22 protein-coding genes are annotated in these 22,547 nt (G+C 70.0%); 20 read left to right on the forward strand and 2 right to left on the reverse strand.

All coding sequences use genetic code 11. The features are described 5' to 3' along the window. Positions 1-59: 59 nt before the first annotated feature. Positions 60-887, forward strand: a complete 828-nt coding sequence (locus C8E99_RS12155) for an HAD family hydrolase (RefSeq protein WP_245952483.1) — start codon at positions 60-62, stop codon at positions 885-887. A 113-nt stretch (positions 888-1,000) separates the two neighbouring features. Here C8E99_RS12155 and C8E99_RS12160 read toward each other — a convergent pair whose 3' ends face one another. After that, a complete protein-coding gene (locus C8E99_RS12160) occupies positions 1,001-1,642 on the reverse strand; it encodes a hypothetical protein (RefSeq protein ID WP_115933457.1) in 642 nt (213 codons plus the stop codon). A gap of 146 nt (positions 1,643-1,788) precedes the next feature. Continuing rightward, complete coding sequence (locus C8E99_RS12165; RefSeq protein ID WP_115932507.1) at positions 1,789-2,370, reverse strand: inorganic diphosphatase; 582 nt, start codon at positions 2,368-2,370, stop codon at positions 1,789-1,791. 120 nt (positions 2,371-2,490) lie between these two features. Between C8E99_RS12165 and dacB the strand changes: the two genes are divergently transcribed. The 19 genes from dacB (at position 2,491) to C8E99_RS12260 (ending at position 22,243) form a co-directional block, all read left to right on the forward strand. Continuing rightward, on the forward strand, positions 2,491-4,167 hold the full coding sequence (gene dacB, locus C8E99_RS12170) for a D-alanyl-D-alanine carboxypeptidase/D-alanyl-D-alanine endopeptidase (RefSeq protein WP_147301232.1): 1,677 nt from the start codon (positions 2,491-2,493) through the stop codon (positions 4,165-4,167). A gap of 85 nt (positions 4,168-4,252) precedes the next feature. Then, the gene (locus C8E99_RS12175; RefSeq protein WP_147301233.1) at positions 4,253-4,738 is read left to right on the forward strand and encodes a DNA-binding protein; all 486 of its coding nucleotides are present in this window, start codon (positions 4,253-4,255) and stop codon (positions 4,736-4,738) included. A 24-nt stretch (positions 4,739-4,762) separates the two neighbouring features. Further along, positions 4,763-5,935 (forward strand): zinc-dependent metalloprotease, encoded by a 1,173-nt coding sequence (locus tag C8E99_RS12180; protein ID WP_115933458.1) that lies wholly within the window; start codon positions 4,763-4,765, stop codon positions 5,933-5,935. Then, complete coding sequence (gene tilS, locus C8E99_RS12185) at positions 5,905-7,137, forward strand: tRNA lysidine(34) synthetase TilS (RefSeq protein ID WP_245952310.1); 1,233 nt, start codon at positions 5,905-5,907, stop codon at positions 7,135-7,137. The genes C8E99_RS12180 and tilS overlap by 31 nt, the downstream gene beginning before the upstream one ends. A gap of 36 nt (positions 7,138-7,173) precedes the next feature. Then, positions 7,174-7,725, forward strand: coding sequence for a hypoxanthine phosphoribosyltransferase (gene hpt / locus C8E99_RS12190; protein ID WP_115932510.1), 552 nt, complete (start codon positions 7,174-7,176; stop codon positions 7,723-7,725). A 206-nt stretch (positions 7,726-7,931) separates the two neighbouring features. Next, complete coding sequence (ftsH, locus tag C8E99_RS12195; RefSeq protein ID WP_115932511.1) at positions 7,932-10,115, forward strand: ATP-dependent zinc metalloprotease FtsH; 2,184 nt, start codon at positions 7,932-7,934, stop codon at positions 10,113-10,115. A gap of 92 nt (positions 10,116-10,207) precedes the next feature. Continuing rightward, complete coding sequence (gene folE / locus C8E99_RS12200; protein ID WP_115933460.1) at positions 10,208-10,816, forward strand: GTP cyclohydrolase I FolE; 609 nt, start codon at positions 10,208-10,210, stop codon at positions 10,814-10,816. Positions 10,817-10,901: 85 nt separating this feature from the next. After that, positions 10,902-11,840 carry a dihydropteroate synthase gene (gene folP / locus C8E99_RS12205; RefSeq protein WP_115932512.1) on the forward strand — a complete coding sequence of 313 codons (939 nt, stop codon included), beginning with the start codon at positions 10,902-10,904 and terminating at the stop codon, positions 11,838-11,840. Positions 11,841-11,843: 3 nt separating this feature from the next. Continuing rightward, positions 11,844-12,233 (forward strand): dihydroneopterin aldolase, encoded by a 390-nt coding sequence (folB, locus tag C8E99_RS12210; protein WP_115932513.1) that lies wholly within the window; start codon positions 11,844-11,846, stop codon positions 12,231-12,233. Next, positions 12,230-12,808 (forward strand): 2-amino-4-hydroxy-6-hydroxymethyldihydropteridine diphosphokinase, encoded by a 579-nt coding sequence (gene folK / locus C8E99_RS12215; protein ID WP_115932514.1) that lies wholly within the window; start codon positions 12,230-12,232, stop codon positions 12,806-12,808. The genes folB and folK overlap by 4 nt, the downstream gene beginning before the upstream one ends. Beyond that, a complete protein-coding gene (locus tag C8E99_RS12220) occupies positions 12,805-13,356 on the forward strand; it encodes a DUF3180 domain-containing protein (protein ID WP_115932515.1) in 552 nt (183 codons plus the stop codon). The genes folK and C8E99_RS12220 overlap by 4 nt, the downstream gene beginning before the upstream one ends. Further along, the gene (locus C8E99_RS12225) at positions 13,334-13,858 is read left to right on the forward strand and encodes a PH domain-containing protein (protein WP_115932516.1); all 525 of its coding nucleotides are present in this window, start codon (positions 13,334-13,336) and stop codon (positions 13,856-13,858) included. The genes C8E99_RS12220 and C8E99_RS12225 overlap by 23 nt, the downstream gene beginning before the upstream one ends. Further along, positions 13,855-15,570: a PH domain-containing protein gene (locus C8E99_RS12230; RefSeq protein ID WP_245952312.1), complete on the forward strand. Its 1,716-nt coding sequence runs from the start codon at positions 13,855-13,857 to the stop codon at positions 15,568-15,570. Before C8E99_RS12225 ends, C8E99_RS12230 begins: the two co-directional genes overlap by 4 nt. Continuing rightward, a complete protein-coding gene (locus tag C8E99_RS12235) occupies positions 15,567-16,475 on the forward strand; it encodes a Rossmann-like and DUF2520 domain-containing protein (RefSeq protein ID WP_115932517.1) in 909 nt (302 codons plus the stop codon). The genes C8E99_RS12230 and C8E99_RS12235 overlap by 4 nt, the downstream gene beginning before the upstream one ends. A gap of 164 nt (positions 16,476-16,639) precedes the next feature. Then, entirely contained in the window at positions 16,640-17,653 is a 1,014-nt protein-coding gene (panC, locus tag C8E99_RS12240; protein WP_115932518.1) for a pantoate--beta-alanine ligase, read from the forward strand. Between the two features lie 130 nt (positions 17,654-17,783). Beyond that, complete coding sequence (locus C8E99_RS12245; protein ID WP_425452929.1) at positions 17,784-18,254, forward strand: SRPBCC family protein; 471 nt, start codon at positions 17,784-17,786, stop codon at positions 18,252-18,254. A gap of 58 nt (positions 18,255-18,312) precedes the next feature. Further along, positions 18,313-20,391 carry a M13 family metallopeptidase gene (locus C8E99_RS12250; RefSeq protein WP_115932520.1) on the forward strand — a complete coding sequence of 693 codons (2,079 nt, stop codon included), beginning with the start codon at positions 18,313-18,315 and terminating at the stop codon, positions 20,389-20,391. 44 nt (positions 20,392-20,435) lie between these two features. Further along, the gene (gene lysS, locus C8E99_RS12255; protein ID WP_115932521.1) at positions 20,436-21,968 is read left to right on the forward strand and encodes a lysine--tRNA ligase; all 1,533 of its coding nucleotides are present in this window, start codon (positions 20,436-20,438) and stop codon (positions 21,966-21,968) included. Next, positions 21,968-22,243 carry a hypothetical protein gene (locus tag C8E99_RS12260; protein ID WP_115932522.1) on the forward strand — a complete coding sequence of 92 codons (276 nt, stop codon included), beginning with the start codon at positions 21,968-21,970 and terminating at the stop codon, positions 22,241-22,243. Before lysS ends, C8E99_RS12260 begins: the two co-directional genes overlap by 1 nt. Positions 22,244-22,547 lie beyond the last annotated feature (304 nt).

The following is a 22,547-nucleotide window of genomic DNA, read 5'->3' on the forward strand; positions in this document are numbered from 1 at the left end:
ACGAAGAACGGAACCCGATCACCGGTTCCCTCCAGACCACCTACCGTCCCACCTCGGACATGACCTCCTCAGGCCACCAGCCCCACGGCAACGGCTCCCGCAAGATGGTGTGCCTGGACGTGGACGGTACGCTCGTGGACCACGACGGCCACATGGACGACGAGGTGCGGGAGGCCGCGCGTGCCGTCGTCGAGGCCGGCCACCACGTCCTCATCGCCACCGGCCGCTCGCTCGCGGCGACCTTGCCGATCATCCAGACCATCGGGCTGGACCAAGGACACAGTGTCTGCAGCAACGGCGGTGTCACCCTGAAGCTGTCCACCGCCCTCGAGGACGGCTACGAGGTCATCGACCGCAGGACCTTCGACCCGGCACCGGCCCTCCGTTCCCTGCGCCACCGCCTGCCGAGCGCAAAGTACGCCATCGAGGACGACCGGGGACGCTTCCTGTCCACCGAGCGCTTCCAGGACATGAGCTTCGGCGTCCAGGCCGAAGGCGTGACCTTCGAGGAGTTGATGGAGGCCACCGCGGTGCGCCTCGTCGTGTTCTCCACCGATTCCTCGGCCGAGGAGTTCGGTGAGGCCGTCGAGTCGATCGGCCTGCAGGGTGTCACGTACTCCGTGGGCTGGTCCGCATGGCTGGACATCGCCGCCGCCGGCGTCACCAAGGCGTCCGGGCTGGAGGCCCTGCGCGACCACCTGGGGGTGCACATCGACGACACGGTGGCCGTCGGTGACGGCCGCAACGACATCGAGATGCTGGCGTGGGCCGGCCGCGGCGTGGCCATGGGCCAGGCGCCGCCGGAGGTCATCAAGGTCGCCAATGAGGTGACCGGGCACGTCAACGAGAACGGCGCCGCCACCGTCCTGCGTTCGCTGCTCACCTGATTCACGTCCCCCCCCACCATCTCGGCGTTTTCAGTCGACTTCGGGTGGGTGTTCGAGCCGAACCCACCCGAAGTCGACTGAAAGTTATCAAGCGGGGACGGCGGGCGAGGAGCTCAGCGGGGGAGCTCGACTGCGTCCACCAGTGAGAGCAGTCGTTCGGCCGCCGGGCGGCAGGCGTGTTCCTCGTTCCAGAAGGAGCGCTGCACCGCCTTGGAGACGGCCTGCACCGTGATCCCGAGCTCGGCGGCCACCGGCTTCTGCTGTCCCCGGACCCCCGGCACCAGCAGGTCGAGTACCGCCCACTCCGCGTCCGTGCGGGTCAGCACCAACTGCCCGATGAGCCGCAGCACGGCCTGAGACTCCTCGGCCACGACCGCATCGGGGCCGTCCACGGCCACTGGCACCCGCACCCCGGCCTTGGCCGCCTCCTCCACCGCCCGCCGCGCGTAGACCAGCCCCGGCCCGCCGACATCGTGGATCACCTGGGTGTCCGGCAGGGAACCGCCGCGTTCCGGGTCGGCCGGCCCCACCGAGCCGACGCCGATGCCCACGTTCCAGCGCCGCTGGCGCAGGGCCCGCATCGATGCATCGACGGCAGACCGGGCGTCCGGCACGATGCCGATGGCCTCGTCGCCGAAGGAGCGCTGGAAGGGCACCACCGTGCTCACGGGGCGCAGTGATCGCAACAGGTCGCCGACCATGTCCCCGACCTCCCGCGAATCACGCTGGTTGATCGTCAGGACGTAGTTGGGCATGGCCTCGATTCTGCCAGCAACCTGCGCCCCGGCCGGCAGCGCCACCTCCCTCCTGACAACTTCTCTTAACCACTTCTCTTAACCACGTCGAGGGCCGTCCCCACCGGTGGGGACGGCCCTCGACGTCGATCAGGACAGGGAAGCGATCAGGCGTCGCGGCCCTGCGGGGCGCCCGAGGAGACGGCGGGTTCTTCTTCCGCGGTCTCGACGTCGCGGCCCTGCGGCTCGTCCTCCGGGGTCTCCTCGCCATGGGCGGCGAAGCGCTCGACCGAGGCGGCGAGTTCGGCCTCGGCGGCCTCGCGGCCCTGCCAGCCCTCAGCCTTGACCCACTTGCCGGGCTCCAGGTCCTTGTAGCGGGTGAAGAAGTGCTCGATCTCCTTCTTCAACCACTCGTCGATGTCCTCGAGCTCCTGGATATGGTCGAAGCGCTTGTCCTCCGGGACGCAGAGCAGCTTGGCGTCGCCGCCGCCGTCGTCGGTCATGTTGAACACGCCGATCGGGCGGGCCTCCACGATCACGCCGGGGACCAGGTCGAAGCCGGGCAGGAACACCATGGCGTCCAGTGGGTCGCCGTCCTCGCCCAGCGTGTCCTCGAAGTACCCGTAGTGCGTGGGGTACTGCATGGACGTGAAGAGGATGCGGTCCAGGCGCAGACGCCCGGACTCGTGATCGAACTCGTACTTGACGCGGGATCCGGCCGGGATCTCGATGGTGACGTCATGGCTCATGGACGGTGCTCCTTGGCGCTGCTTCTTCGGTGGGCTTCGGTGGTCACCGCGCCGGATGGCGCTGCCAGGCGCGGCGTCTAGAATCAAGGGTATCCCGCGCCCCACCAGGAAAGCCCCACCGTGACCGAACGCCCTGCCCTGCGACGGCCCGCCCGCGCGGGCGGACCGGCCTCCTTGACGGCGCGAGCGGCGAGGGTGGCCCGAGTGGCCCTGGGGGCTGCGGCGGCCACGCTGCTGGCCGGTTGCACCGTCATCCCGGTCCCGACCTCCGGTACGGCGCCCGGTGCGGTCGCCAGCACCGGCATCAGCACCACCACCAGCACGACGCCGGCCGGCTTCTCCCAGCCCGGCCAACCTTCCAGCGCCGCTGCGTCTCCCACTACCGCGGACCCTTCCGGCACCGCCGAGCCGCTGGCGGCGGCCTCCGCGGCGGCCACCCTGACCGAATTCCTGGACTTCCCCGACCTGACGCCGCTGCTGGTGCCGAGCCCGGAACCGGAGGTACTGGCACCGCTGCTGGACGAGGCGCTGACGGTGCAGGACGGTTCCGTCTCCGCCGCGGTCCGGGACGGGCTGACTGGCGAACTGCTCTACGACCAGGGAGCGGACACCGCTGTGGTGCCGGCCTCTGCCGTCAAGGTCCTGACCGCCGTGGCCGCCCTGGGCGTCCTCGGACCGGACCACCGGTACACCACCGCGGCCGTCGGCATGCCTGCGGGACCGGGCGGCACCGCCGTCGTGCTGAAGGCCGGGGGAGACGTGATGCTGGGGACCGGCGCGAACGCTGACGAGGCGAATGGCCGGGCGGGACTCGGAACGCTGGCGCTCAGGACAGCAGAGGCGCTCCAGGCCCAGGGCACCACGGGCACGGTGTCGGTCCAACTCGACGACTCGGGCTACGAGGGCCCCGCGGCCTCGCCGGACTGGTCCAGCGACATCGTGTCCTCCGGCAACGCCTCGGCGGTGCAGCCAATGGCCACGTATGGCGGCCGGGCCGTGCCCAGCCGGGACACCGATCGCCTCCATGACCCGGCGCTGTATGCCGCCGAGGTGTTCCGGGACCAGCTGGCCGCACACGCGCAGGCCCTCGGACTGGACATCACCCTCGCCGCGGAGACGAGCCGGGTTCCGGCCGACTCGGCGGCGGCCGAGCCGACGTCGACGGAGTCGGCACCGACGGAGCCGGCATCTTCGGACCCGACGTCACCGGACTCAACGTCTCCGGAACCGACCTCACCGGGCACCGAGCTGGCGAGCGTGCAGTCCGCGCCGCTAGCCGAGCAGATGGCGTACATGCTCCAGACCTCGGACAACCAGGTCGCCGAGGCCACCGGGCGCAACCTGGCGCTCGCCGCCGGTGCCCCGGGCAGTTTCACCGGCGCCGCGCAGACCATCGAGAAGACCCTGGCGGGACTCGAGGTGGACACCTCGGGGATGGCCCTGGTGGATGCCTCCGGCCTGTCCGGCGAGAACCTGGTGTCCGCCTCCCAGCTGACCGCCGCCATGCAGGTCGCGACGACGGCCCCTGACCTGGAGACGGCCGTCGCCGGCCTGCCCGTGGCCGGGGAGCAGGGCACGCTGGAGCAGCGCATGCTCGGAACCGATGCCGCAGGCAACGTGCAGGCGAAGACGGGCACGCTCAGTTCCGTCGCCTCCCTGACCGGCACGGTGAAGACCGAGGACGGCCGGACCCTGTTGTTCAGCTTCGTCGCCAACGGCCAGCCGGGCGTGCTGGACAACGCCCGCTTCGCCGTGGACCGTGGGGCCGTCGTCCTGGCCGGATGTGGGTGCCGGTAGGGTCGGTGCGCGGCTGCCCGCCGGTGAGCACCCGGTGGATCCGTGGCGCACCTTTGCAAGTGGAAATCTGGCTAGGATGAACCCCATGCCTTCGCCGGACACCGATCAGCGCCTCGCCCAGCAGCAGGCCATCTACGGGATCTCCCTGTCCGAGCGCTTCGGCGTCATCATGGCCGCCTACGGGCTGAGCCAACGGACCTTGGCCCGCGTGCTGGGGCTTTCCGCGCCCATGCTGTCCCAACTGATCAACGCGCAGCGCATCAAGATCGGCAATCCAGCCGTCTATGAGCGCCTGGTCATGCTGGAGGAGCGCCAGGACGAGACTGACCTGACCCGGGTGCTGGCCGAGGTGGAGGCCTCGGAGCCGGTGCTCAGCACCCACGCCTCGCGGGCCCGGCAGGCCCGCCTCCTGATGCCCGACGCCGGCGCCCTCCTGGATGCCGATCCCGCCGCCTCGCTGGGCGGGCTGGCCACGGCCGAGCAACTGCGCACCACGGCGCAAGCCGCCCGAGCCACCGGTGCCGCCTACCTCGCCGAGGTCCTGGACCGCGCGGCCACCCTGCGCGGCTGAGCCGCCGTGTGGTGGGATGGGTCCATGGAATCCGTCTCCAGTCAGACTGTCCCGTCCCCGGTGAATTGGGACCTGGCCGCCGCCACCGCGGCCCGCCTCTGTGCCGCCGGGCCGCGGTTCACCCGTCACCAGGCAGAGCGTGAGGCCAACGGCCTGCGCCGTGCCGCCGAGGTGTCCGTGGACCACGTCCACCGGATCACCCGGCTGGACGCCGCGAAGGACCTGCGCGATTCCGACGTGCTCGTGGTGGACCGCCCGACCTGGACGCAGGCCAATGTCCAGGCCTTCTCCACCCTGCTGAGCCCGGCCTTCGAGCACGTCCAGTCAATCCGCCCGGCCGAGTATGCCCGAGCCACCGGCGGACTCGGCACCGCCGCCACCGCCATGGAGGTCGGTGCCGTCCTGGCGTTCCTCTCCTCGAAGGTCCTCGGCCAGTACGAGCCGTTCTGTGCCCTGCCGGGGCCGGACGGGACCTCCGCCGGGCCGGAGGGCGGCCGCCTGCTGCTGGTGGCACCCAACATCGCCGAGGTCAGGGTGGAGCTCAACGTGGACCCGGAGGACTTCCGCCTCTGGGTCTGCCTGCACGAGCAGACCCACCGCGTGCAGTTCGCCGCCGCCCCGTGGCTCCGCGAGCACCTGCAGTCCCACATCATGGCCCTGGTCTGCGGCATGTTCGAGAAGGCCGACACCCTGCCCGAGCGCCTCTCCGCCCGTGTCCGTGCCCTGCTGCAGGGGCCCGAGGCGGACCCGGCTTCCGTGGAGCGTGGCCAGGGCTCCGCCGAGCTGGGCACGGACGAGCACCCCGCCTCCATGGGGCTGCTCGAGCTGATCCAGGACCCGGAGGACAAGAAGCGGCTCGCCCACCTCAACGCCGTGATGTCCCTGCTGGAGGGGCACGCCAACGTGGTGATGGACGCCATTGACTCCTCGGTGGTCCCCACCGTCAAGACCATCCGCCAGCGCTTCGACCACCGCGGCGCCACCCGCTCCTCCCTGGACCGTTGGATCCGGCGCATCATGGGCATGGACGCCAAAATGCGCCAGTACCGGGAGGGCCAGCGCTTCGTGAAGCACGTGGTCCGGGAGCTCGGCATGGACGGCTTCAACGTGGTGTGGGAGGCGGCCGAGAACCTGCCCGGCGAGCAGGAGATCCAGCACCCGGAACAGTGGATCCAGCGCATCCGGGAGACGGGCTGAGCCCGGTACCGGACGGCCAGGCATCAGTCGGCCCGGATACCCGCACGACGCCGGCCGGCCCGGAGACCTGGCCGCCCGCCACCCGCTGGCCGGAGGCCCTCCACCGGGCCGTGCATGCGGTCGCGGCGGCCACGCAGGGGCGTCGGACGCCGCTGGTCGGCCTCTCCGGCGGCGCGGACTCCCTGGCGCTCGCCGTGGTCACCGCGGAGGCGGTCCGCACCCGGGCCAACCCGGCGCTGGCGGGTGGTGCGGGCGCCGTCGTCGTGGATCACGGTCTCCAAGCGGGCTCCGCAGCCGTGGCAGACCGCGCGGCCGCCATCGCACGGCGACTGGGACTCGAACCGGTGGTGATCGAGCGCGTGCAGGTCACCGCCGCCGGCGCCGGGCCCGAGGCTGCGGCCCGCCAGGCCCGCTACGCCGCGCTCGAGGCCGCTGCCCAGCGCCTGGACTCCGGAGCGGTGCTGCTGGCGCACACCCGTGATGACCAGGCTGAACAGGTCCTCCTGGGTCTCGCCCGGGGGTCGGGGACGCGGTCGCTCGCGGGGATCCCCCGCCGTCGTGGGCTGATCCTGCGTCCGCTGCTGGACCTGACCCGGCAGGAGACGGAGGCCATCTGCCGGTGGGCCGGCGTGCGCTGGTGGCAGGACCCGGCCAACGCGGACCCGGCCTATCTGCGCTCGCGGCTCCGCGCCCGCGTGCTGCCCGCGCTCGAGGATCCGGTGGAAGGCCTGGGTCCCGGCCTGTCCGCGGCCCTGGCGCGCAGTGCGGACATCGCGGCCGAGGACGCCGATGCCCTCGAGCAGTGGGCCTCCCGTGAGTACAGCCGACTCGTGAGGTTCAGGTCCGGCGAGCACACCTCCGGCACCGGCAGCCGTTTCGACATCACGGCCGAGCGGGGCGCGAACGTGTCCCTGCCGCTGGAGGAGCTGGCGGCGCTGCCGGACGCGATCCGGTACCGGGTCATCGGCTCTGCCGTCGTCGCGGCGGGCGGTGAGCGGCCCAGCCGTGAACGCGTGCTGGCCGTGGACCGGTTGATCGCCGGCCGGATCAGCGGGGGAACCTCGGCCGGGCCGGTCCAGTTGCCGGGCGGCGTGGTCTCCCGCCGTCGTCGTACCGGCGGGTATGCGACACTGGACTTCGACGCCGGAGCGGTCCTGGAGTCCCCCGCGGACCCCCCAGATCCCCCGGCGCCTTCCCGGTAGCGCAAACCACAGAAACCCGCAGCAGGAGCAGCCCGCATGGAAGCACAGGACGTGCACGGCGACCTGGATCATGTGCTCATGACCACAGAGCAGATCCAGGACACCATCAAGGATCTGGCAGCCCAGATCGACCGCGACTACGAGGGCAAGGACGTCCTCCTGGTGGCGGTGCTCAAGGGGGCGGTGATGGTCATGGCCGATCTCTCCCGCGCACTGCACTCGCACGTCACCCTCGACTTCATGGCCGTCTCCTCCTATGGCTCGGGGACCCAGTCCTCCGGTGTGGTGCGGATCCTCAAGGACCTGGACGCCGACCTCATGGGCCGCCACGTCCTCATCGTCGAGGACATCATCGACTCCGGCCTGACGCTGTCCTGGCTCAAGACCAACCTCGAGTCCCGCGGCCCCGCCTCGGTCGAGATCTGCGCCTTCCTGCGTAAGCCGGAGGCCATGAAGGTCGAGATCGACGTCAAGTACGTCGGCCAGGACATCCCCAACGAGTTCGTGGTCGGCTACGGCCTGGACTTCGACGAGAAGTACCGCAACCTGGACTTCATCGGGACCCTCGCCCCGCACGTCTACTCCTGACGCCGCCCGCCATGGGCGCCGGCGGCCATTCCACCGCCCGCGAACGGCGGACTCCCAGACCCCGGCCGTAGACTATCCCCCGGTACCGTGGACGGGTACGGCTGTGCCCGGAGCCGGCGGCTCCGTTCCGCAGCGGGTCAACGGCACAGAGCCGTACCGGATGGTCACGCCGTGCCCATCGGAGCAGGTCAAGGTCAGGAGAGTTGTTGAAAGCCAAGAAGGTCTTCAAGGGCCCGATCATCTGGATCGTTTTGGCCGCAGTGTTCCTGATGCTGATCATCCCCGCGCTGACGCAGGGGTCCTCCGCCCGGGTAGACACCAACGTGGGCCTGGTTCTGCTCGAGGAGGACAGGGCCGCCCAGGCCAAGATCCAGGACGGTGAGCAGCGCGTCGACCTGACCCTGCGCGAGCCCTACTCCCAGGATGGCCGTGACCTCGGCACGGACGTCTACTTCTACTATTCGACGGCTCGCGCGGACAACGTGGTCGAGGCCATCGACGCCTCCGGTCTGGACGGCTTCACGGATGAGCCGGTGCAGAACAACTGGCTGCTGTCCATGCTGGGCTTCATCATCCCCTTCCTTCTCATCGGCCTGGTCTTCTGGTTCCTCATGTCCCGCATGCAGGGCGGCGGCGGCAAGGTCATGCAGTTCGGCAAGTCCAAGGCGAAACTGATCACCAAGGACATGCCGCAGGTGACCTTCGTGGACGTGGCCGGGGCCGAGGAGGCCGTGGAGGAACTCCACGAGATCAAGGAATTCCTCGCCGAGCCCGCCAAGTTCCAGGCCGTCGGCGCCAAGATCCCCAAGGGCGTACTGCTGTACGGCCCGCCCGGCACCGGCAAGACCCTGCTCGCGAAGGCCGTGGCCGGCGAAGCCGGCGTGCCGTTCTACTCGATCTCCGGCTCCGACTTCGTCGAGATGTTCGTGGGCGTGGGCGCCTCCCGGGTGCGCGACCTGTTCGAGCAGGCCAAGAACAACTCACCGGCCATCATCTTCGTGGACGAGATCGACGCCGTCGGCCGCCACCGTGGTGCCGGCGTGGGCGGCGGCAATGACGAACGCGAGCAGACCCTGAACCAGCTGCTGGTGGAGATGGACGGTTTCGACGCCACCACCAACGTCATCCTCATCGCGGCCACCAACCGGCCCGACGTGCTGGACCCCGCCCTGCTGCGCCCGGGCCGGTTCGACCGGCAGATCCCGGTGGAGGCCCCGGACCTGGAGGGCCGCCACCAGATTCTGTCTGTGCACGCCCAGGGTAAGCCGATGGCCCCCGGGGTGGACCTGCGGGGCCTGGCCAAGCGCACCCCCGGATTCACCGGTGCGGACCTGGCCAACGTCCTCAATGAGGCGGCCCTGCTCACCGCCCGCTCCAATGCGCAGTTGATCGACGACCGCGCCCTGGACGAGGCCGTGGACCGCGTCATGGCCGGGCCGCAGAAGCGCTCGCGCCTGATGAAGGAGCACGAGCGCAAGGTGACCGCCTATCACGAGGGCGGCCACGCGTTGGTGGCGGCCGGACTGCGCAACTCGGCTCCCGTCACCAAGATCACGATCCTGCCGCGCGGACGCGCCCTGGGTTACACCATGGTGGTCCCGGAGGACGACAAGTACTCGATCACCCGCAATGAGCTCCTCGACCAGCTCGCCTACGCCATGGGCGGCCGCGTGGCCGAGGAGATCATCTTCCACGATCCGTCCACCGGAGCCTCGAATGACATCTCCAAGGCCACGGACACGGCCAAGAAGATGGTCACGGAATACGGCATGAGCGAGCGCATCGGCGCCGTGAAGCTCGGCACCGGAAGTGGCGAGCCCTTCATGGGCCGGGACATGAGCAGCGGCCGTGAGTACTCCGAGCAGGTCGCCGGCCTGGTGGACGCCGAGGTGCGCCAGCTCTTGGACCAGGCCCATGACGAGGCGTACTGGATCATCAACGAGAACCGGGAGATCCTGGATCGGCTCGCCTACGAGCTGCTGGCCAAGGAGACCCTCAACCAGGCCCAGATCGCCGAGATCTTCTCCGAGATCCGCCAGCGCGAGCCCCGCACCGTATGGCTCTCCAGCGAGGACCGGCCGGTCTCCGACCAGCCGCCCATCCTGTCCCCGGCCGAGCGCCGGGCCGTGGCGGAGAAGGCCGGATCGAACGGCCAGGGGGGCGACGCCGGGCGCGCGGGTTCTGAGGGCCGTGACGGCCATGACGGCCGTGCCGGTCACACCGATCCCGCGCAGGAGCCTCCCGTGGACCCCGAGTCCTCCTCGGATTCACTGAATCCCACGGTGGATCCCACCCCCGGCAGCCAGTTGCCCGGGGAGCCCGACGGCGGGACCGGCCGGCCCGGAGGACCCTCGGGCCCCACGGACCTGCCTCACGCCGACCAGACCTGACCGGTCCGCCACCGGCCACCGCCCGGTGGCCCGGCCGCCGCACCGGTTCACCCACCGATAGGATCGGAATCGTGGAGCAGACACAGAACACCCTGAGGGACGTGGACGTGGACGACGAGGCTGAGCTGGCCCCAGCCGGTGTGGACCGTCCCCGCATCGAGGCCGCCGTGCGCGAGATCCTCGAGGCGATCGGCGAGGATCCGGACCGGGAGGGTCTCCAGGACACCCCGAAGCGCGTGGCCAAGGCCTACGACGAGTTCTTCGCCGGCGTGAAGCAGGATCCCGGTGACATCCTGGGCACCACCTTCGACATCGCGCATGAGGAACTCGTACTGGTGAAGGACATCCCGTTCTACTCCACGTGCGAACACCACCTGGTGCCCTTCCACGGCACCGCCCACATCGGCTACATCCCCTCCCCGGAGGGGCTGGTCACCGGGCTGAGCAAGCTGGCCCGGCTGGTGGAGGTCTTCGCCCGGCGTCCCCAGGTGCAGGAGCGGCTGACCACGCAGATCGTGGAGGCCCTCATGACCCACCTGAGCCCCCGCGGGGCCATCGTGGTGATCGAGGCAGAGCACATGTGCATGTCCATGCGCGGGGTTCGCAAGCCCGGCGCCAAGACAGTGACCTCGGCCGTCCGGGGCCAGCTCCGCGACTCCTCCACCCGTTCCGAGGCGATGAGCCTGATCCTGCACGGTTGAGCTCGGCGCCACCACGCCACCGCCTGCAGCTCTGACCTGCCGCGCGCCACCGGCGCCACCGGCCACCGCGATGAAAGGACCACCGATGGACTCGATGGCAGCACAGACCGGAACCGGGCCCAACACGGGCCCCCTCTCGGTGGTCCGCAAGGTTCGCCGCCGCACCCTGCGTGACCTGCCCACGGATCGCACGCTGATCATGGGCGTCGTGAACGTCACCCACAACTCCTTCTCGGACGGCGGGGAGTACCTTGCCGCGGATGCCGCCATCGAGCAGGGACTGCGCCTGTACTACGCCGGTGCGGACATCATCGACGTGGGCGGGGAATCCACCCGTCCCGGGGCGGAGGCCATCGACCCGGTCACGGAGCAGAACCGCATCCTGCCTGTCATCGAGGCCCTGGTGAAGGCCGGCGCCGTGGTGTCCGTGGACACCATGCACACCGTCACCGCGGAGGCCGCCCTCAAGATCGGTGACGTCATCATCAACGACGTCTCCGGGCTGAACTACGAACCCGAGATGCCCGAGCTGATCGCCCGCACGGGGGCGACGTACATCCTCATGCACAACCGCGGGGACTCCAAGACCATGGACTCCCTCGCGGACTACGGCGACGTGGTCGAGGACGTGGCCCGGGAGCTGACCGAGTTGCAGGACGCGTTCCTGGCGGCCGGCGTGCAGCCCGAGCAACTCATCCTGGACCCGGGACTGGGCTTCGCGAAGGCCGGCGCGCAGAACTGGGAGCTGCTGAAGGGCCTGGACCGCCTGCAGTCCCTCGGATTCCCAGTCCTCGTGGCCGCCTCCCGCAAGCGCTTCCTCGGTACCCTGCTGGCCAATGAGGCCGGCGCCGAACCGGCGCCCGCGGACCGAGACCACGCCACCGCAGCCGTGTCCGCCCTGTCCGCCCTGCACCGGGTGTGGGGAGTGCGTGTCCACGAGATCGAGCCCAGCCTCCACGCGGTCAAGGCCGCCCGGGCCTGGCTGGATCCGGAGTCCGCCAGCGCCCGCCGTCGGAGTGCCTGAGCCGTGGTCGAGAGCACCGGCGGGCGCCCGGTCGACCGCATCACCCTCACCGGGCTGACCGCTCGGGGATTCCACGGTGTCTTCGCCGAGGAGAAGCGGGACGGCCAGGACTTCACCACGGACGTGGTGGTGCACCTGGACGCGGCGCCGGCCGCCGCCGGTGACGACCTGGCCCGCACCGTCAACTACGCCCAGGTCGCCGAGACGGTACTCGGCGTGGTCACGGGGGAGTCCCTCGACCTCATCGAGACCGTGGCCGACCGCATCGCCCGCGCACTCCTCGCCGAACAGCCCATGGCCACCGCTGTCGAGGTGACCGTGCACAAACCGCACGCTCCCATCGAGGCGGACTTCGCCGACGTCGCGGTCACGGTCTTCCGGAGCCGGACGTGACCTCGCCCGCCTCGCCTGCCGATGAGACCGGGCATCACAGGCCGGACCTGAACCGCGTCCCGCCCGTCCCGGTCCCGGCGGTGCTGGCACTCGGGGCGAACGTGGGAGACGCCGCCGCGACCCTCACGGACGCCGTCCGCCAGCTCGCCGAGACCCCGGGGATCGAGCTGACCGGGGTGTCCCCGGTGGCGGTGACCCAGCCGGTGGGCGGCCCCCCGGGTCAGCCCGACTACCTGAACCTCGTGCTGACCCTCATGACGCGCCTGTCCCCGCGTGCCCTGCTCGCGGCCGGCCAGGAGATCGAGCGCACGCACCACCGCACCCGCGAGGTGCGCTGGGGACCGCGCACCCTGGACATCGATGTGATCACCTACGAAGACCTGACCTCGGACGATCCCGAACTCACCCTTCCCCACCCACGCGCCCACCTCCGCGCGTTCGTGCTCACCCCGTGGTCCTGGGTAGACCCCGAGGCCACGCTCGGCGGTGCGCGCGTCGCGGACCTGGCCGCACAAGCGGACGACGCCGGCTCGGTGCGGCGGATGCCCACCGGCACCGAGGGGCCGGCCTCATGAACGGCATCCGACCCCTGTGGCTGTTGCTGATCGTGATCGTCTCCGGCGGTTTGGGTTGGGTGGCCGCACTGCTGACGGCCGAGGCGGGAGTGGTCGCGCCAGTGCTGGTGCGCTCCTCTACGATCACCCTCGGATCCGTCGCCCTACTGGTGTTGGTGCTCGGCATCCGCGTCCAGCGGGACAAGAAGCGCCCGCCCGCAGCCCGGATGAACCCGCTCGTGGCCACTCGGACCCTGGCACTGGCGCAGGCCGGCGCCTACGCCGGATCGCTCATCGCCGGCTGGCACGGGGGCGTCCTCGTTCACCTGACCTCGGCTACCGGCTTCGGCACCCCCACGGTGAACGATGCCCTGCTGATGGTGGTCGGGGGATTGGTTCTGGTTATCGTGGGATACATCGTGGAGCAATACTGCCGCCTACCCCCGGAAGACGGGGCGGACGGCACCACAGACGCACATGGCCGGAACGGCGAGGGGCACCGGGGACAGACCGGACCCGCCTACGGCGCGGAGGGGGAAGGCGGATATGCCCGAACGAACGACTCATGATGTGGGTGACCTGGAGCAGGTGGAGTGGACCCCGGTGTCCCCGAAGCTGGTCCCGGCCCATCTCATCTCCACTGGCCTCACCACGCTGATCATCACGGCGGTCCTGGCCGTCCCGCTGGTCCTCATGCTCGTGGACGTCTGGCCCGCCTACCCGGCCTGGCTGGCCTGGGGGCTGCCGGGGGTCGTGCTGGTGTGGGGTCTCGTGGACCTGGCCCTCGTCTCGCGCCGTGTGCGCGCCATGGGCTACGCCGAACGTGAGGACGATTTCGTGTTCAAGTCCGGTCTGTGGTTCCGCCGCGTGCTGGCCGTCCCCTACGGGCGCCTCCAGTACCTCGACATCAAGGAGGGCCCCGTGCAGCGGCGCTTCGGCATCCGCTCCCTGGAACTGCAGACCGCGTCCGCAGCCACCAACGCCACCATCGAGGGCATCCCGGCCGAGGACAGTGAACGGCTCCGCGACCAGCTCATGGCCCGCGGACAGGCACGTCTGGCCGGACTGTGACGGCGCCGCAGGAGCCGGAGGAGCCCGCAGGGGTCCGGTCGGAACAGGCGCAGCCGGACCACCAGCCGGACAGCACCGCCCCGGCCCCGGCCGAACCGCATCAGCCGGCCCCCGGCGCGGGTCGCCCGGAGGCGGCCGACGGCGAATGGCACCGCGTGCATCCCATCAGCCCCTGGGTGCGGGGCTGGGTGATCCTCGTCGCCATGCTGTTCTTCGCCACTCAGTCCTTCGGCGAGGACATGGTCCGGACCCTCATCGGCCAGGGCGAGTTCCAGGACGCCGGACGACTGTGGATCACCCTGGCCATCTACGGTGCGGTGTTCGTGGTCATGGTGGTCATCTACTACTTCTCCTGGCGTTTCACGAAGTACCAGCTCGCCGAGGAACAGGTCCTGCTGGACACCGGCGTGATCTTCCGTCAGCACCGGCGTGTGCGCTATGACCGCGTCCAGGCCGTGGACATCCGCCAGCCGCTGGTGGCGCGCATCTTCGGACTCGCGGAACTGAAGTTCGAGGCGGCGGACGGCGGCAGCACGGCGATGCAGCTGGCCTTCATCAAGGAAGACGAGGCCCGCATCCTCCGCGCCGAGATCATGGGCCGTGCCGCGGGGATCCGCGCTGGGGCGGACCCCGAGGAGGTCGCACGGCGGGGTGCCGTGGCGGCCACTGCGGAGTCAGGCGAGGAGCTGAGTGAGGCCCCCGGCGAGGGTCCGCGTCCAGCCGAGTTCCCGCAGCAGGCCCTCCCGGAGGCGCCCGAGCACGTCATGCTCAAGGTCCCCGCGGGCCGGATGATCGGTTCGGTGCTGTTGTCCACGGCGATGATCGTGATGATCTCGATCATCGTCCTCCTCGTCCTGGGTGCCTGGATCCTGGACCTGACCATCCCACAGGACGGCGAGGACAACTGGTGGCTGATCCTGCTGTTCGTCCTCATCCCCTTCGCGTTCTCGCTGGTCGGCGTCGCGTGGGGCGGATTCAACAAGGGCTACAACTTCACGGTCGCCACCTCTCCGGACGGGCTGCGCCTGCGGTACGGCCTGCTCGAGACCTCACAGCAGACCGTGCCGCCGGGCCGTGTCCAGGCGGTGCGCATCAGCCAGGGCCTGCTGTGGCGGGCCTTCGGCTGGTACCGGATGAGCGTCAACGTGGCGGGCTATGGTGCCGTGACGGAGGGCAGCGGCGCCGACAAGTCCACGGTGCTGCCGGTCGGGACGATCGAGGACGTCATGCGCGTGCTCTCCGTGGTGGCGCCGGACCCGGGCGTGGAGGACGCGCCGGAGGTCATCCGTGAAGGCATCACCGGTAGCGGCGGCGGGCAGGGCTTCACGCACTCGCCGCGGCGCGTGTGGTGGCTGGACCCGCTGACCTGGAAGCGCAACGCCTACCGGTCCACGGACACCATGGTCCTGTTGCGTTCGGGCAGGATCGAGCGTTACCTGGTCCTGATGCCGCACGAGCGGATCCAATCCATCGGCCTGCACCAGGGTCCCCTCGAACGCCGCTTGCGCGTAGCCACCCTGCGATTCCACTCCACCGCGGGCCCCGTGGTGCCATTGCTGCCGCACGCGGATGTGGACGTCGCCGTCCGACTGTTCCACGAGGAGGCGGACATCGCCGCCGTCTCCCGCCGCATGAGGGACCGCAACCAGTGGATGCGCGAGGACGAGCTGGCCCGATTCGAGCAACGCACGCAGCAGGTGATCGAGCAGTGAGCACCCAGCCCTGGGCCGCCGAGCCGCAGAACCGGCCAGGCCGGCTAGGTGTCGGCGTCATCGGAGCCGGCAAGGTCGGTGCCGTGCTGGGGGCCGCCCTGCGCAACGCCGGACACGCCGTCACGGGCGTGCACGCCGTTTCCGAAGCCTCCCGCAGCCGGGCGGAATCCCTGCTGCCCGAGGTGCCGGTGCTCGAGATTCCCGAGATCCTGCGCCGCTCCGAGATGGTCCTGCTCGCCGTTCCCGACGACGTTCTGCCGGACCTGGTCTCAGGGCTCGCAGAGGCCGGTCACTTCCAGACCGGCCACCTCGTGGTCCACACCTCCGGTGCGCACGGCGTCTCCGTGCTGGACCCGGTGCGGGCCTCCGGGGCGATCCCGCTCGCGATCCACCCCGCCATGTCCTTCACGGGACTGACCCTGGACCTGGCCCGGCTGCAGGACTGCATGTTCGGGGTCACCGCCGACCCGATCGTGCTGCCGGTGGCCCAGGCCCTCGTGGTCGAGATGGGTGGGGAGCCTGCCGTCATCGCCGAGGCAGACCGCGGGACCTATCACGCGGCCCTCGCGCACGCCTCGAACCACCTCGTCACCCTGACCTCGCAGGCCGCACAGGTCCTGGCCTCGATCGGCGTGGAGCAGACCGACCGGATGCTCTCCCCGCTGTTGAACGCCTCCCTCGAGAACGCCCTCGCCAACGGGGATGGGGCCCTCACCGGGCCGGTGGCCCGTGGTGACGTGGGCACGGTGCGCCGGCACCTGCAGGTGCTCGCCGTCGAGGGGATCCCGGCCGACGTCGGGCAGGCCTACCGGGCCATGGCCTTGGCGACAGCACAGCGCGCCCTGGCCCGGGGCGCGCTGTCCGAGGCGAGAGTGGCCGAACTGCTGGACCTGTTGGGTCGGTGACCCTCGCGCGCGGGGCGCGGCCAGGGGCGGATGGCGAGGGTCCGAGCCGGGTCACCGACCGAGGCATCGAGTCGGGAGTTGTGGTGCCGATGGGGGGCCAATCGCCACGCCAACTGACGACTCGACGGGCAGCACCCCGCCTGAACCGCCCTAGACTCACCACCGTGACCCCGCTCGACCGCGTTCCTGACCGCACCCCCGTCCCCGCCGGTACCGGCCTGACCCTGGAGGACACAGCTCGCCAGCCGGCCTCGGTCGCCGGTGATCTGCCCGCCGTGCACACCACCCGGGCTGCGTTCAAGGCCGCGCTCGCGGAGAGGGTGCGGGCCGCGGTCGCCGCCGGGGTGCCTGAGCCCACCGTGGGCCTCATCCCGACCATGGGCGCGCTGCACGGCGGCCATGCGGCCCTGGTCCGTCAGGCCCGCGAGGAGAACGACATCATCATCGCCTCGGTGTTCGTCAACCCTCTGCAGTTCGGTGATCCGTCCGACTTGGAGAACTACCCGCGCACCCTCGAGGCGGACCGGGCGATCCTGGGTGCCGAGGGCTGCGAGCTGGTCTTCGCCCCGGACCTGCAGGAGATGTACCCGGGCTATCCGGACGCGCCCATGGTCACCGTCACCGCGGGCCACATGGGCGAGGTCCTCGAGGGGGCCGCGCGCCCGGGGCACTTCGACGGCGTCTGCACCGTCGTCGCGAAGCTCTGGCATGCCGCGATGCCACCCGCCCCGGCGCGGCTGCGCAGCTACTTCGGGCAGAAGGACGCCCAGCAGCTGGCCGTCCTGCGACGGATGCGGGCGGACCTGGACTTCGACCTCGAGATCCGCCCGGTTCCGCTGGTCCGCTCCCCGGAGGGCCTCGCGCTCTCCAGCCGGAACACCAGGCTGTCCCTCGCGGGGCTGGAGGCGGCCCTCGTGCTGCACCGCGCCCTGGAATCCCTGCGCCTGGCCGCCGACGCCGGCCGTCCCCTCGATCTCGACGCGGCCCGCACGCTGGTCCGCGCCGAACCCCTGGCGGACCTGGACTATCTGTCGGTCGTGGACCACTCGACCCTGGAGCCCCTGAGCTCCGATCAGCTCGCCGCCCCGCTGGAACATGAGGCGCTGGCCCTGGTGGCCGCCACCGTCGAATCGGTCCGGCTCATCGACAACATGATCCTGCCGGCCACCCGGCGGTAGGCCGGGGCGGGCCGGCAACCGCTCCGGCTGACCGGTCCGGCTGCCTCCGGCTGACTGCTCCGGTTGGCCGGCCGGCGCACCACTGCCCTTGAAAGTCGGGCGCCGGACGTGTTTAGGGTGCAGCATGACGATGAACGAGACCGCCCACGGCGAGAAGAAGCAGACAGTCACCCGGACCATCGAGGCCCCGGCCAAGGACATCTTCCAGATCCTGACCCTGCCGGCCCGGCATCAGGAGTTCGACGGCTCCGACATGGTGCGCGCAGATGAGAAGTCCCAGCGCATCCAGGAGGTCGGGGACACGTTCGTCATGAACATGCACGCCGAGTCCCAGGGCGGCGACTACCAGCGTGAGAACCACGTGGTGGCCTATGACGAGAACAAGCTCGTGGGATGGAAGCCCGGCACCGTCGGCGGGGAACCGGGCGGCTGGCAGTGGGTGTACCAGCTGGACCCGGTGGACCAGGACACCACGGAGGTCTCCCTGACCTACGACTGGTCCCAGGTCACCGACCCGGAGCTGCTGGCCAAGAACATCTTCCCCGCCATCAGCCCCGACCAGATGGACCAGTCCCTGGCCCGCCTGCAGTCGCTCGTCTGAGTCGGGGCCCTTCGCCGCTAGGATCGGTGGACATGCCCGGCCCTTCCTAGGAGCATCCGTGACTGAAACCACCCCATCCCGGCAGCCCAGCGCCCGCGAGGACCTCTACCGGCACGTCAACGGTGCCTGGCTGCAGTCCAACTCGATCCCCGCGGACCAGGGCGCCTACGGGGCGTTCATGGAGTTGCGGGATGCCTCGGAGCTGGCCGTGCGGCACATCGCCGAGGACGCGGCCGCGCACTTCTGGTCCGGCCCGGGAGCGGGGCGTGAGTCCGGTTCCTTCACCACGGGGAATGACGACGACGGCGCTCGCCGCCGGATCGGCGCCCTCTACGCGTCCTTCATGGACGAATCCGGAGTGGAGGAACGCGGCCTCGAACCGATCGTCGCCGACCTGGCCCAGATCGAGGGCGTGTCCACCCCGGAGGAGTTCATCCACCTCTCCGGCCAGCTGCAGCGTGCCGGCGTCAGCGGGCTGATCGGTACAGGCTCCCTGAATGACGCCGGCAACCCCGAGCGCATGCTGCTGCACCTGATCCAGGACGGCCTCGGGCTGCCGGACGAGTCCTACTACCGCGAGGAGAAGTTCGCGGGCCTGGTCACGGACTACCGCCAGCACGTGGACAACGTCTTCATGCTCGCCGGCATCGGCGGGGACCGGGACGAGGCGGAGCGGGACGCGGACCGGGTGGTGGACCTGGAGACCAAGATCGCCGCCGCCCACTGGGACGTCGTCAAGGTCCGTGACGCCGTGGCCCGGTACAACCTCTTGGACCGGACCGCCTTGTTGGAGACCTTCCCGCTGGCCGAGCGCTGGCTCGAGGGTGTCGGCGCCACCGGTGGCCGCAGCGCCGAGGTCGTCGCCTGGCAGCCGGACTTCCTGGCCGCGATGCAGACGCTGCTCGTGGAGGAGGACCTGGGCACATGGAAGCGGTGGCTGCAGCTCCAGCTGCTCCGGTCCGCCGCGCCCTACCTGACCGAGGCCTTCGTCAACGAGAACTTCGAGTTCTACGGCCGCAAGATCGCCGGCACCGAGGAGGTCCGGCCCCGCTGGAAGCGCGGCGTCGCCTTCGTGAACGGCGCCGTGGGAGAAGATGTCGGCCGGCTGTATGTGGCCAAGCACTTCCCGGCCGGCCACCAGGCCGCCATGGACGGCCTCATCTCCGCCCTCATCGAGGCCTACCGCCGGTCGATCAGCACCCTCGACTGGATGGGGGAGGACACCCGCCAGAAGGCCCTGGAGAAGCTGTCCATGTTCAAGCCCATGGTCGGCTTCCCCGTGAAGTGGATCGACTACTCGTCCCTGGCCGTGGACCCGGAGAACCTCATCGCCAACGTCCGGGCCGCCAACGCATTCGAGTTCGAACGCGACCTCGCCAAGATCGAGACGGGGCCGGACCCGGAGGAATGGCACATGACCCCGCAGACGGTCAACGCCTACTACTCCCCGTTGGAGAACGCGATCGTGTTCCCCGCCGCCATCCTCCAGCCCCCGTTCTTCGACCCGAACCGTCTGGCAGCGGAGAACTTCGGAGCCATCGGCGCGGTCATCGGCCATGAGATCGGCCACGGCTTCGATGACCAGGGCTCGCAGTACGCCGGGGACGGCTCCCTGCAGAACTGGTGGACCGACGCCGACCGCGCGGCCTTCGAGGAACGCACGGCCCGGCTCGTCGGCCAGTACGAGGTGCTGAGCCCCGCTGAGGCCCCCGGGCACCAGGTCAACGGCGAACTCACGCTCGGGGAGAACATCGGCGACCTGGGCGGGCTCGGCATCGCCTCCCAGGCGCTGGGCATCTGGCGCGAGGAGAACCTGGGCGCGAGCGGTGCCGACGCTGATAGTGAGGGGTCCGGCTCCGAAGGCCTCCCGGACACCGACGGACCCGCCGAGCGGGCCGATGCCGCCGAGGCCTCCCGCGAGCAGGACCGGGCGTTCTTCGCCTCCTGGGCCGAGTGCTGGCGGCAGCTGACCCGCACGGAGACAGCGATCACGCGCATCACCTCGGACCCGCACTCGCCCAACGAGTTCCGCTGCAACCAGGTGGTGAAGAACCTGGACGCGTTCCACGAGGCCTACGGGACGGAACCCGGTGACGCGATGTGGCTGGACCCGGAGGACCGCGTCACCATCTGGTGACACCGGAGCGGCAATTGGCGTCCCGCCGGGGGCACGTAGACTGGATGACCGTGAGCACGGACAATCCCACCAGCACCACCGACCAGCGCCAGGTGCGCCATGACAAGCGCGCCGAGATGCTGGCCGCCGGGCGCGAGGCCTACCCGGTCACCGTCGGGCGCACCCACTCCCTGCAGCAGATCCGCGAGGCCTACCCCGACCTCGAACCGGGCACGGAGACGGGAGACACGGTCGGCGTTGCCGGCCGCGTCGTGTTCCTGCGGAACACCGGCAAGCTGTGCTTCGCCACCTTGCAGGAAGGCGGCGTGGGAGACGACGGCGGCGAGGGCGTCCGCCTGCAGGTCATGGTCTCCCTGGCGAACGTCGGCGAGGACTCCCTCGCGGACTGGAAGCGTCTCGTGGACCTCGGCGACCACCTGGCCGTGAGCGGCGAGGTCATCGCCTCGCGTCGCGGCGAGCTGTCCATCATGGCGGACTCCTGGCAGATGGCCTCCAAGGCCCTGCGGCCGCTGCCCGTGCTGCACGCCGAACTCAACGAGGAGACCCGCGTCCGCCAGCGCTACGCGGACCTGATCGTGCGGCCCGAGGCTCGCAAGATGGTGCACACCCGGGCGGCCATCATCCGTTCGATCCGCACCACCCTGGAAGCGCGCGACTACGTGGAGGTCGAGACCCCGATCCTGCAGCTCGTGCACGGCGGCGCGCACGCCCGCCCGTTCGAGACCCACCTCAATGCCTTCGGCCAGGACATGACCCTGCGCATCGCCACGGAGCTCTACCTGAAGCGGACCGTCGTGGGCGGGATCGACCGGGTCTTCGAGATCGGCCGCGTCTTCCGCAACGAGGGCGTGGACTCCACGCACTCGCCCGAGTTCACCATGCTGGAGTCGTACGAGGCCTGGGCGGACATGTACGTCATGGCGGACCGCATGAAGGAGATGATCCTGAACGCCGCCGACGCCGTGGGCGCCGGTCGTCTCATCGAGACCCCCCAGGGTGAGATTGACCTGGGTGGGGAGTGGGCTTGGATCGAGGTCTACCCCGGCCTGTCTGAGGCGGTGGGCCAGGAGATCACCCCGGACACCGCCGTCGAGGATCTGCGGGCGGTCGCCGAGAAGCACGAGGTGAGGTTCGACCCCTTCTGGGACGCCGAGAAGATGGTCCTCGAGCTGTTCGGCGAGATCGTCGAGCCGACCTTGATCAACCCGACCTTCGTCTACAACTACCCGCCCGCCGCACAGCCGCTGGCCCGCCCGCACCGGGACCAGCCGGGGGTCATCGAGGCCTGGGACCTGATCATCGGTGGAATGGAACGGGGCACCGCGTTCTCCGAGTTGATCGATCCGGTCATCCAGCGTGAGCGGCTCGTGGAGCAGTCCCGGGCCTCCGCCGCCGGTGACGACGAGGCCATGCAGTTCGACGAGGACTTCCTGCGGGCCCTCGAGTACGGGGCCCCGCCCATGGGCGGTATCGGTCTTGGCATCGACCGGCTCGTCATGCTCTTCACCGGTGCCGGGATCAGGGAGACCATCCTGTTTCCCCTGCTCAAGCCAGAGGCCACCGGGGGCGGTCACTGATGGCAAGTTTCTGGGATTACTTCTCCGTCCTGGCCCCCTCCGTGGGTCTGGCCCTGATCTTCTGGCTCGTCATGCGCTCGGTGTTCCGAGTGGACACGGGAGAGCGTCAGGCCAAGGCGGAGCTTGAGGAGCGCGAGGCCCAGGAGTGGGCCCGCCAGCGTGCCGGGCAGGGCTCGGCAGAGGACCGGCAGAACGGCTCAGATCAAGCAGACGGAGTTGATCAATTCGACGGCTCCGGCCGGCCCGACGGACGCGGTCAGTCCCCCCGCGACTGAACCTCCGGACCCTTCTGGGCGCCGCGTGGCAGGGTTTCCCCCCTGGATCCAGGGAAATTGGATACCGGGAAAACAACGCCATTCTGGTGCCAATGGCACGCGAATATGTCACTCCTTGATCCGTGAATGCCCTGTCACATCAGGCTGAAAGACAGCGATGAGGGTCTTTGCTGTTCGGAATCATCACGCATTCGAAACCTGTGAGTTCGCATGGAATGATGGCGTGCAAGCCCTTCTGAGTTGAAGGTTTCTAATCTTCTCCGCAATACTCGGTATTCGGATCAAGATCAGAGGATCAGATTCC

The sequence above is a fragment of the Citricoccus muralis genome (assembly GCF_003386075.1).
GTDB lineage: Bacteria > Actinomycetota > Actinomycetes > Actinomycetales > Micrococcaceae > Citricoccus > Citricoccus muralis.

Excerpts from the sequence above, each read along its gene's own strand:
- C8E99_RS12155 (WP_245952483.1), top strand. The coding sequence starts at position 60 with ATGACCTCCTCAGGCCACCAGCCCCACGGCAACGGCTCCCGCAAGATG.
- C8E99_RS12160 (WP_115933457.1), bottom strand. The coding sequence starts at position 1,642 with ATGCCCAACTACGTCCTGACGATCAACCAGCGTGATTCGCGGGAGGTC.
- C8E99_RS12165 (WP_115932507.1), bottom strand. The coding sequence starts at position 2,370 with ATGAGCCATGACGTCACCATCGAGATCCCGGCCGGATCCCGCGTCAAG.
- C8E99_RS12175 (WP_147301233.1), top strand. The coding sequence starts at position 4,253 with ATGCCTTCGCCGGACACCGATCAGCGCCTCGCCCAGCAGCAGGCCATC.
- C8E99_RS12180 (WP_115933458.1), top strand. The coding sequence starts at position 4,763 with ATGGAATCCGTCTCCAGTCAGACTGTCCCGTCCCCGGTGAATTGGGAC.
- hpt (WP_115932510.1), top strand. The coding sequence starts at position 7,174 with ATGGAAGCACAGGACGTGCACGGCGACCTGGATCATGTGCTCATGACC.
- folP (WP_115932512.1), top strand. The coding sequence starts at position 10,902 with ATGGACTCGATGGCAGCACAGACCGGAACCGGGCCCAACACGGGCCCC.
- C8E99_RS12220 (WP_115932515.1), top strand. The coding sequence starts at position 12,805 with ATGAACGGCATCCGACCCCTGTGGCTGTTGCTGATCGTGATCGTCTCC.
- C8E99_RS12225 (WP_115932516.1), top strand. The coding sequence starts at position 13,334 with ATGCCCGAACGAACGACTCATGATGTGGGTGACCTGGAGCAGGTGGAG.
- C8E99_RS12245 (WP_425452929.1), top strand. The coding sequence starts at position 17,784 with ATGAACGAGACCGCCCACGGCGAGAAGAAGCAGACAGTCACCCGGACC.
- lysS (WP_115932521.1), top strand. The coding sequence starts at position 20,436 with ATGACCGTGAGCACGGACAATCCCACCAGCACCACCGACCAGCGCCAG.
- C8E99_RS12260 (WP_115932522.1), top strand. The coding sequence starts at position 21,968 with ATGGCAAGTTTCTGGGATTACTTCTCCGTCCTGGCCCCCTCCGTGGGT.